We start from the raw sequence: 7,827 nt of genomic DNA on the forward strand, positions 1-7,827 counted from the left end.
TGCACTTTCTTTTTCGGCTCTTCATAAGCTACGTTTGTTTCTTTATTTGCATCGTTCATATTAAGCGCCCCTTTCTGTTGTCTGTATCTTCTGATCTGTTCTTACAGTAACATAATAACAAAAATCTGCACCAAATGCAAGCATTTGTAATTTTGCTAAGATGATTTTAAGATTTATCATAACAATGCACAAATTTGCACCTCCGATTTTATTCACTTATGCAAGATGCGGAAACGCCTGACATTCGGGCAAAGACAAAAACAGAGCGGCACTATCTGCACCGCTCTGTTCGCTATATTATAATGTATTACTGCTTAACGTTTCCCATAATGATACCACGTCCGTCAGTGCCTACATAAACTCTGCCGTATACCTTAGGGTCGCCGCTGATTATCTTTCTAACGTTGCCCCACTTCTGTGTGTCATCATTGATACGCTTCCATGTTACTCCCTTGTCGGTGGACTGGTAGATTCCGTAGCCGTCGCCGTTTGCCTCGCCCATCATGTAGAGTGCCATGTAGTCGCCGTCCTTTTCAGCTTTGCCAATGCCAATAGCATCGCACAGTGTAACGTCCTGAGATGTAGGAGCGAGAGTGCCTGTTGATGAGTCAAGATAGTAAACTCCGCCCGCACCTACAGGTATCCAAAGGTCGCCCTCTGTATCAGGACAAGCTTTCATTGATGTTGCTGAAACCAGCATATTTGCTATAGGACTGAAAGTCTTTCCGCCGTCTGTGCTCATATAGAACGTTCCGTCATATGAGCCGTAGAACTTATCAGGATTTACCTTATCTGTTTCAATTACTGCACCGGCAGGTAGTCCCTCGCAGGTAGTCCATGTTTTGCCAAAGTCGCTTGTTACTGCCGCAGCAACGCCTGTTGTGCCACTCTGATAGAAAATGGTCTTGCCGTCAGCGGAAAGCTTAGCTGTGCCGCCTGCTTTTTTGCCAACACCCTCCGGAAGTGTTTCCACTGCCTGCCAAGTTTCGGCTGCATCTGTTGAATAGTAAACCGAGCCGTCGCCATCGTCTGTCGCTCTTACTACTATCTTATAATCCTGTGCCGCACAGTCTATAGAGGTCGCCTTGAAGTCGCCATAATGCTCCTGCGGAGCTTTTGTTACATCATCATGACGGAAGCCGTAAAGGTCACCCATTGTGGAATAAAGCTCAGGAGTACCCTCGCCATTATCGAGAGGTGAAACGAAGTCAAAGATAGCTGTCATTTCAATGCCCATTGCCTTTACGCTTATGTCAACAGGCTCGTCCTTTATCTTTGAAAGATTTGATGTGCCGAAGATAGTTGCACCTGTTGTGTAAAGAACTTCATCTGGATTGAATGGGTTGATAGCAACACCTGTCATCCACCAGCCCGGCTTGAGCTGTCCCTGCCAATCCAGCCAAGGAGCATTGCTTATATCGAGATTAAAGTTGTTTACTTCCTTGCCGTTCTCGTCACTGCCCCAAATGCCGTTCCAAGTTTCGCCTCCGTCATAGGAAACGAAAAGGTTGTCGTAATATGCCCAAAGGTCAAGAGTTGTGCATACTATCATGTTAGGGTCGTTAGGGTTTACTGAGATACCATTGTAACCGCAAGTATAAGATCTCTCAGGAGTTATCTCTGTCCACTCGCCTGTTTTAAGGTCATACTTCTGAACTGCTCCGTCAGAAGCGCCGTTTGGTCCTACCTTATAAGACCATGTTGAATAGAGATATCCGTCAGAAGATATCTCGCCCTGACAAGGCTTGAGCTTCTCGGTCTTGTCGCCTGTAGCCTCAGACTTTGGATTAGGGATAGCTGTCCAGGTTTCGCCTGCGTCATCAGAACGATAGAGATAATCCCCCTGTGTTCCTGCTGAGCCAACGATTATTGTCTTTGTTGCCTGACCCTTTTCAGAGCTTGATTTATCGAATGCCACGAATGTAAGTCCGATAGAATATCCGTCTTCAGTATATCCGCCCTTTGTAGGGAATGAAGTGACCTCGTTCCATGTTGCGCCATAATCTGTGGACTTCCAAAGTCCGTCAGCTCTTGAGCCGAAGTAAAGTATAGAGTTATCGTTAGGGTCTACCTGAAGTCTTTCACCGCAGCCTCTTCCGACCTCGTTACCGCCCATGCCGAAAGGCATTTCGCAGATAGTCCAGTTCTTGCCGTAATCGTCAGAAGCAAATATTGCGCCGTTGTTTGTGGAGTATGTACCAGCCGCAAGATAAACTCTGTTTGGCTCAACGGGGTCAGTTGCAAGGCTCTCTGTTCCGTTATAGTTCCAATCATCGCCGCCAAAGCAATCTGTTATACACTCCCAGCGCTGAGTATCCTTATTATACTTATAAGCGCCGCCCATATCTGTTCTGGCGTAGATAAGCCCCTCCTCAGTAGGGTTATAGATGACGTCAGGGATAAAACCACCGTCAACTATCTCGACATTTCCCCACTCCCAGCCAGTGTCAACAGGCTGAGCGTTGTAATACTCCTTCTTAGCGTCGCCCTTGCTGTCAGAGCCGCTGGAGGAATCGTTCTTTTTTGAGCAGCCTGCGAAAGCTGTCACTGTAAGGGCGGCGGCACAAGCCACTGCCATTAGCTTTTTTAACCTCATAAAAATTCTCCTTATAAGTTGTATTCGTTTACATCTCTGTGTTATTTAAAGGCGGAAGATCTCCGCCTTTAAAATTTGAACTTATTTCACAACTATTGTACTACAATATCTTCAAATTGTCAATAGTCTTTTGTGTATTTATCTAAACTTACCACAACTTTGATAAACGCTTTGCTCTTACACCTTTATAAAATGAAGTATCTTTGAGCAGAAGTCGCCATAAAGTCCGTCGCCGTTCCACATCTTTGCGATGTTGATACCTGCATTCATAAGTGCTGCACCTGATATCTTTTTGTCAGGCTCGTTCTCCTCATAATAGTAAGCGTCAGCTTCAAGACCTTTGAGCTTGATACGTCTTGATCTTTCGTTTGGTCTGCCAAGCACCTGAACGAATTCAAAGAGTGCTTCGCTCTTGTCCTTTGCAACGAACTCCCAAGCGTCCCAGGTGTTGTCCTCAAACATATTGCCTATTCTGTAGTGGTCGCCTGTTCTTACAAGCTTGTTGAACTTGTTGAACTCCTCTATCTGTGCTGGGATAGCGTCCCTGTCCTCCTGCGGTATCCTTGTTACGTCAAGCTCATAGCCGAACGTACCCACCATAGCAACGTGACCTCTTGTTTTGAACGGAGTGTTTCTGCCAACAGTATGATTAGGGCAATCGGAAACGTGCGCACCCATTGCTGAGCATGGATAGCACATTGAAGTGCCGTGCTGTATCTTCAGTCTTTCGATAGCGTCTGTATCATCAGAGCACCATATCTGTGGACTGTAGTAAAGCATACCGGGATCAAATCTTGCTCCGCCGCCTGAGCAGTTCTCCAGCAGGATATGAGGATAATCTGTTGTAAGTCTGTCCATAAGGTCATAAACACCGAGGACGTATCTGTGCCAAAGCTCTCTCTGTCTTTCAGCAGGCAGGGTAGCCGAGCCGACCTCTGTGAGCTGTCTGTTCATATCCCACTTGATGTACTCGATATTCGCACTGTCGAGAATCTTCTTCATCATGCCGTAAACGTAATCTCTGACTTCTTTTCTTGAATAGTCAAGAACATACTGCTCTCTGCAAAGTGTCAGAGGTCTGCCCTTTATCTGGATAGCCCAGTCTGGGTGAGCCTTATAAAGTTCAGAGTCAGGGGATATCATTTCAGGCTCGAACCAAATGCCGAACTTCATGCCAAGCTTATTTACCTCGTCAACAAGATATTTAAGACCGCCCTTGAGCTTCTTCTCATAAACGAACCAATCGCCCAGTGATGAGTTATCAGAATCTCTATGACCGAACCAGCCGTCGTCCATAACAAGCATTTCTATGCCAAGCTTTGAAGCTTCCTTAGCGATATCTATAAGCTTGTCTGTATCGAAGTTAAAGTAAGTAGCTTCCCAGTTGTTAATGAGTATCGGACGTCTTTTATCCTTATACTCGCCCCTGATAAGGTTGTTTCTATAGAGGTCATGGAAAGTTCTTGACATTTTGCCTATACCCTCGTCAGAGTGCACCATTACTACTTCAGGACAGGTGAAGCTTTCGCCCTTTTCCAGAAGCCACTCGAAGTCAAGAGGATTTATACCCATAAGAAAACGAGTTTTCTTATGCTGAGTAACTTCTGCCTGAGCATAGAAGTTTCCAGAGTAAACAAAGTTGAAACCGAACACCTCGCCCTTATCCTCGTCAGCGTTATTGTCGCAAAGAGCAACGAACGGATTGTTCTGATGTGATGATTCGCCCCTGCAGGAATCAACAAGCTGTTTACCATGGTGAAGTCTGCATCTTTCAACAGCTCTTTCTCTAGCCCATGAGCCGTTGAGGGTTATCATATCCATTTTGTCTGTATCAAAATCAACGCAAGCTGAAAGCGCTCTTGTTATCTTGAACGGCTTTTCGCTCTTGTTTGTGATAACAGCGGAACGTGTGATAACGTCAAGCTTATCGAAAGCTGTGTAGATAAGAACGACTTCGATATCAGCATACTTATCATACATTGTTATCTCGAGAGTTGAACAACCGCTTTCCTCAGTAGCGAAAGTAGCAGGCAGACCCTCAAGCTTTGGCTTGCCCTCATACATTTTATGAGAAACATATCTCAGGTCGCAGGTCGACATACCGTTAGCGTCCATTATTTTGAAAGCAGACTCTCTGTAGTCGCCAAGACCGAAGCATGGATATTCAAAAGGCAGTGTATCCATAAAGCTTGCTCTGTCACGGTCGTTAGTGGCAGGGGTAAAAGGGCTTTCGTCAAGACGGAGAAGATAAGTCAGATCCTCGTCAGGAACTTTATTTCCATAGTAAACGTGAGCGAGGTAGCCCTCCTCGCAGACCTTCATCATATAGTCTGTATTATTGGCTCTCAGCTTGAAAGCCTTATCTTTTTCGTTATAAAAGATATTGATAATTATCACTCCTTGCAAAAATCTGAACCTTACGGCTCATTGATATTATAACACATAGAAAAAATAATGCAACAGGGTAAAACGATTACTTTGAAAATTATTTTGTTAATTTTTCTTGATAATACAAATATTTGAACATGGGTGGTTCAAATTGTGGGAATATATAAAAAAGGGACTTATGCATTTAGCACAAGTCCCTTAAAAATTCAATATTTATCTGTTATCAGATTAGTTGCCGTACTTAGCAGTGCTGATCTTGATACCAGGGCCCATTGTAGAAGCTACAACTACGCTCTTAAGGTACTGACCCTTAGCAGCGGCTGGCTTAGCCTTTACAACAGCGTTGATAAGTGTGTTGAAGTTCTGCTCGAGCTTCTCAACACCGAATGAAGCCTTACCGATAGGGCAGTGAATGATGTTTGTCTTATCAAGACGATACTCGATCTTACCAGCCTTAGCCTCTGTAACAGCCTTAGCTACGTCTGGAGTAACAGTTCCTGCCTTTGGGTTTGGCATAAGTCCTCTAGGTCCGAGAATCTTACCAAGACGTCCTACAACACCCATCATGTCAGGTGAAGCAACTACAACGTCGAAATCCATCCAGTTTTCCTTTGTGATCTTCTCAACGAGATCCATGCCGCCAACATAGTCAGCGCCTGCTGCCTTAGCAGCCTCGTACTTGTCTTCCTTACAGAATACGCAAACTCTTACAGTCTTACCAGTTCCGTTTGGAAGTACAACAGCACCTCTTACCTGCTGATCAGCGTGTCTTGAGTCAACGCCCAGACGAATGTGAAGCTCGATAGTTTCATCGAACTTTGCCTTAGCACCCTTAGCTGCAAGTTCCAGAGCCTCAGGAGCGTCATATTGCTTAGCCTTGTCGATAGCCTTGAAGCTGTCAACATACTTCTTGCCATGTTTCATTAATATTTCCTCCTCATTAAGTGGTAATACCGACAGTGGATATCTAGTCGGTTAGCGGAAAATTCCTCCCACCATTGCCGTGCATGAATGCACAGTACGATTGATTAGTCCTCAACTACAACGCCCATTGAACGGCATGTACCAGCGATCATGCTCATAGCACTCTCGATGTTTGCTGCGTTCAGGTCAGGCATCTTCTGCTCAGCGATCTTCTGAAGCTGCTCTTTTGTGATAGTTGCGACCTTAGTCTTGTTAGGAACACCGGAACCTGACTCGATCTTGCAAGCCTTCTTGATGAGAACTGCTGCCGGAGGAGTCTTGGTGATGAATGTGAATGATCTGTCTGCGTAAACTGTGATAACAACAGGGATGATAAGACCGATATCGTTCTTAGTTCTCTCGTTAAAATCCTTTGTGAACGCCATGATGTTTACACCGTGCTGACCAAGAGCTGGACCAACCGGTGGTGCAGGAGTTGCCTTTCCTGCTGGAATCTGAAGCTTAATATAGCCTACTACCTTCTGTGCCATTTGTTCGCACCTCCATAATTAAGTGGTAAGGCGAGCGCCATACGCTCTCCCACGTTTCCGGAAGCCGTATATCCGAACCGTCATTGACGGCTTTGCTTCCATTTTCACGAATGTTTGCGGAGTTTTACCGCCTTTTTCCTTATTCCTCAGACTTTATCTGTGTCAGCGGCATAGTAACAGTTGTTTCTCTGCCCAGCATAGATACTCTGACGTCTGCCGTCTGTGCTTCCATATCGAATTTCTCCACAACTCCTGTGAAGCCCTCGAATGAGCCTGCTGTTACAACGACGTTGTCGCCTTCCTTGAAGCCGACCTGAACGTTAGTGCTTCTCTGTGTGTCAACACCCAGCGCAGCGACCTCTTTATCGGTCAGCGGAACAGGCTTTGACGCAGGACCAACGAAGCCCGTAACGCCTCTGGTATTTCTAACGATATACCATGAATCGTCTGTAAGCACCATTTTTACAAGCACATAGCTTGGAAAAAGCTTTCTGTCGCCCTTGTCGATCTTATTGCCCTTTACTTCGGTAACTTCCTCCATTGGGATCATTACCTCAGGGATGAGATCCTGAAGGTTTCGGTTTTCAACAACCTTTTCAATATTGCTTTTTACCTTATTCTCATAACCTGAATAAGTGTGAACAACATACCACTTTGCTTCTTCTGACATGTTTCTTACCTCCATATTGATGTTGTCAAAACCGCTGTGACGGCTTAGCCGCCGATTTTAAGGATAGCCTTGATAGCTGCACCCAGGCCTGAATCAACGCCGAAAAGGAACAGAGCCATAACGACCATTACCGAGAGAACAACTCCCGTATTCTTAGTCACCTGCTGTCTTGTAGGCCAAACGACCTTTTTCATTTCAGCTTTAAGCTCTCTGAAATATTTTCTTATTCCGCCCTTTTTCTTCTGATCCTTGCCGGTATCCTTTTTTGAAGACTTAGTAACATCTGTTTTTTTAGCCATTAGAAATAGCTCCTTTCAATATTACTTAGTCTCTTTGTGAAGAGTGTGTTTCTTACAGAACTTGCAATACTTGTTCATTTCAAGTCTGTCAGGGTCATTCTTCTTGTTCTTCTTAGTGTTGTAGTTTCTCTGCTTACACTCAGTACAAGCAAGTGTAATTTTTACTCTCATTTCGGCACCTCCTGACGAAATTTATACCCCGCAAGAACATTCAGGGTACGTCTGCCTCCCTCATACGTTTTCACGCAAGCTGTCACACAGCCCTGAGGTAACTTATGCTTTTTCACGCTCAAAAAAAGAGCGCAAAAAAATAGACCTCATAAAGAGGTACTACAATTATAACATCTGTGTTCTTCTTTGTCAATCATTTGTCAAAGAATTTTATTAATTTTTTGTAAACTTTTTCTTCACTTGAAGTGA

At 44.7% G+C, this 7,827-nt stretch carries 8 protein-coding genes; all 8 read right to left on the minus strand.

Annotated elements, in window-relative coordinates; translation table 11 throughout:
• Positions 1–60: 60 nt before the first annotated feature.
• Entirely contained in the window at positions 61–192 is a 132-nt protein-coding gene (locus QVO88_RS02750; protein ID WP_267301081.1) for a hypothetical protein, read from the minus strand.
• Positions 193–307: 115 nt separating this feature from the next.
• The gene (locus QVO88_RS02755) at positions 308–2,596 is read right to left on the minus strand and encodes a bNR/Asp-box repeat protein (RefSeq protein ID WP_022287001.1); all 2,289 of its coding nucleotides are present in this window, start codon (positions 2,594–2,596) and stop codon (positions 308–310) included.
• 177 nt (positions 2,597–2,773) lie between these two features.
• Positions 2,774–4,984 carry an alpha-galactosidase gene (locus QVO88_RS02760; RefSeq protein WP_288177739.1) on the minus strand — a complete coding sequence of 737 codons (2,211 nt, stop codon included), beginning with the start codon at positions 4,982–4,984 and terminating at the stop codon, positions 2,774–2,776.
• A 228-nt stretch (positions 4,985–5,212) separates the two neighbouring features.
• Positions 5,213–5,908: a 50S ribosomal protein L1 gene (gene rplA, locus QVO88_RS02765; protein ID WP_022287003.1), complete on the minus strand. Its 696-nt coding sequence runs from the start codon at positions 5,906–5,908 to the stop codon at positions 5,213–5,215.
• Positions 5,909–6,012: 104 nt separating this feature from the next.
• On the minus strand, positions 6,013–6,438 hold the full coding sequence (gene rplK, locus QVO88_RS02770) for a 50S ribosomal protein L11 (RefSeq protein WP_022287004.1): 426 nt from the start codon (positions 6,436–6,438) through the stop codon (positions 6,013–6,015).
• Positions 6,439–6,577: 139 nt separating this feature from the next.
• Positions 6,578–7,108, minus strand: coding sequence for a transcription termination/antitermination protein NusG (gene nusG / locus QVO88_RS02775; RefSeq protein WP_022287005.1), 531 nt, complete (start codon positions 7,106–7,108; stop codon positions 6,578–6,580).
• Positions 7,109–7,152: 44 nt separating this feature from the next.
• Complete coding sequence (secE, locus tag QVO88_RS02780) at positions 7,153–7,407, minus strand: preprotein translocase subunit SecE (protein ID WP_022287006.1); 255 nt, start codon at positions 7,405–7,407, stop codon at positions 7,153–7,155.
• A 21-nt stretch (positions 7,408–7,428) separates the two neighbouring features.
• Positions 7,429–7,578, minus strand: coding sequence for a 50S ribosomal protein L33 (gene rpmG, locus QVO88_RS02785; RefSeq protein WP_002848320.1), 150 nt, complete (start codon positions 7,576–7,578; stop codon positions 7,429–7,431).
• Positions 7,579–7,827 lie beyond the last annotated feature (249 nt).

The sequence above is a fragment of the Ruminococcus sp. CAG:57 genome (assembly GCF_000435935.1).
Taxonomy (GTDB): Bacteria; Bacillota; Clostridia; order Oscillospirales; family Ruminococcaceae; genus Hominimerdicola; species Hominimerdicola aceti.

Coding starts and splice junctions, on each gene's coding strand:
- QVO88_RS02755 (WP_022287001.1), bottom strand. CDS start 2,596: ATGAGGTTAAAAAAGCTAATGGCAGTGGCTTGTGCCGCCGCCCTTACA.
- rplA (WP_022287003.1), bottom strand. CDS start 5,908: ATGAAACATGGCAAGAAGTATGTTGACAGCTTCAAGGCTATCGACAAG.
- rplK (WP_022287004.1), bottom strand. CDS start 6,438: ATGGCACAGAAGGTAGTAGGCTATATTAAGCTTCAGATTCCAGCAGGA.
- nusG (WP_022287005.1), bottom strand. CDS start 7,108: ATGTCAGAAGAAGCAAAGTGGTATGTTGTTCACACTTATTCAGGTTAT.
- secE (WP_022287006.1), bottom strand. CDS start 7,407: ATGGCTAAAAAAACAGATGTTACTAAGTCTTCAAAAAAGGATACCGGC.
- rpmG (WP_002848320.1), bottom strand. CDS start 7,578: ATGAGAGTAAAAATTACACTTGCTTGTACTGAGTGTAAGCAGAGAAAC.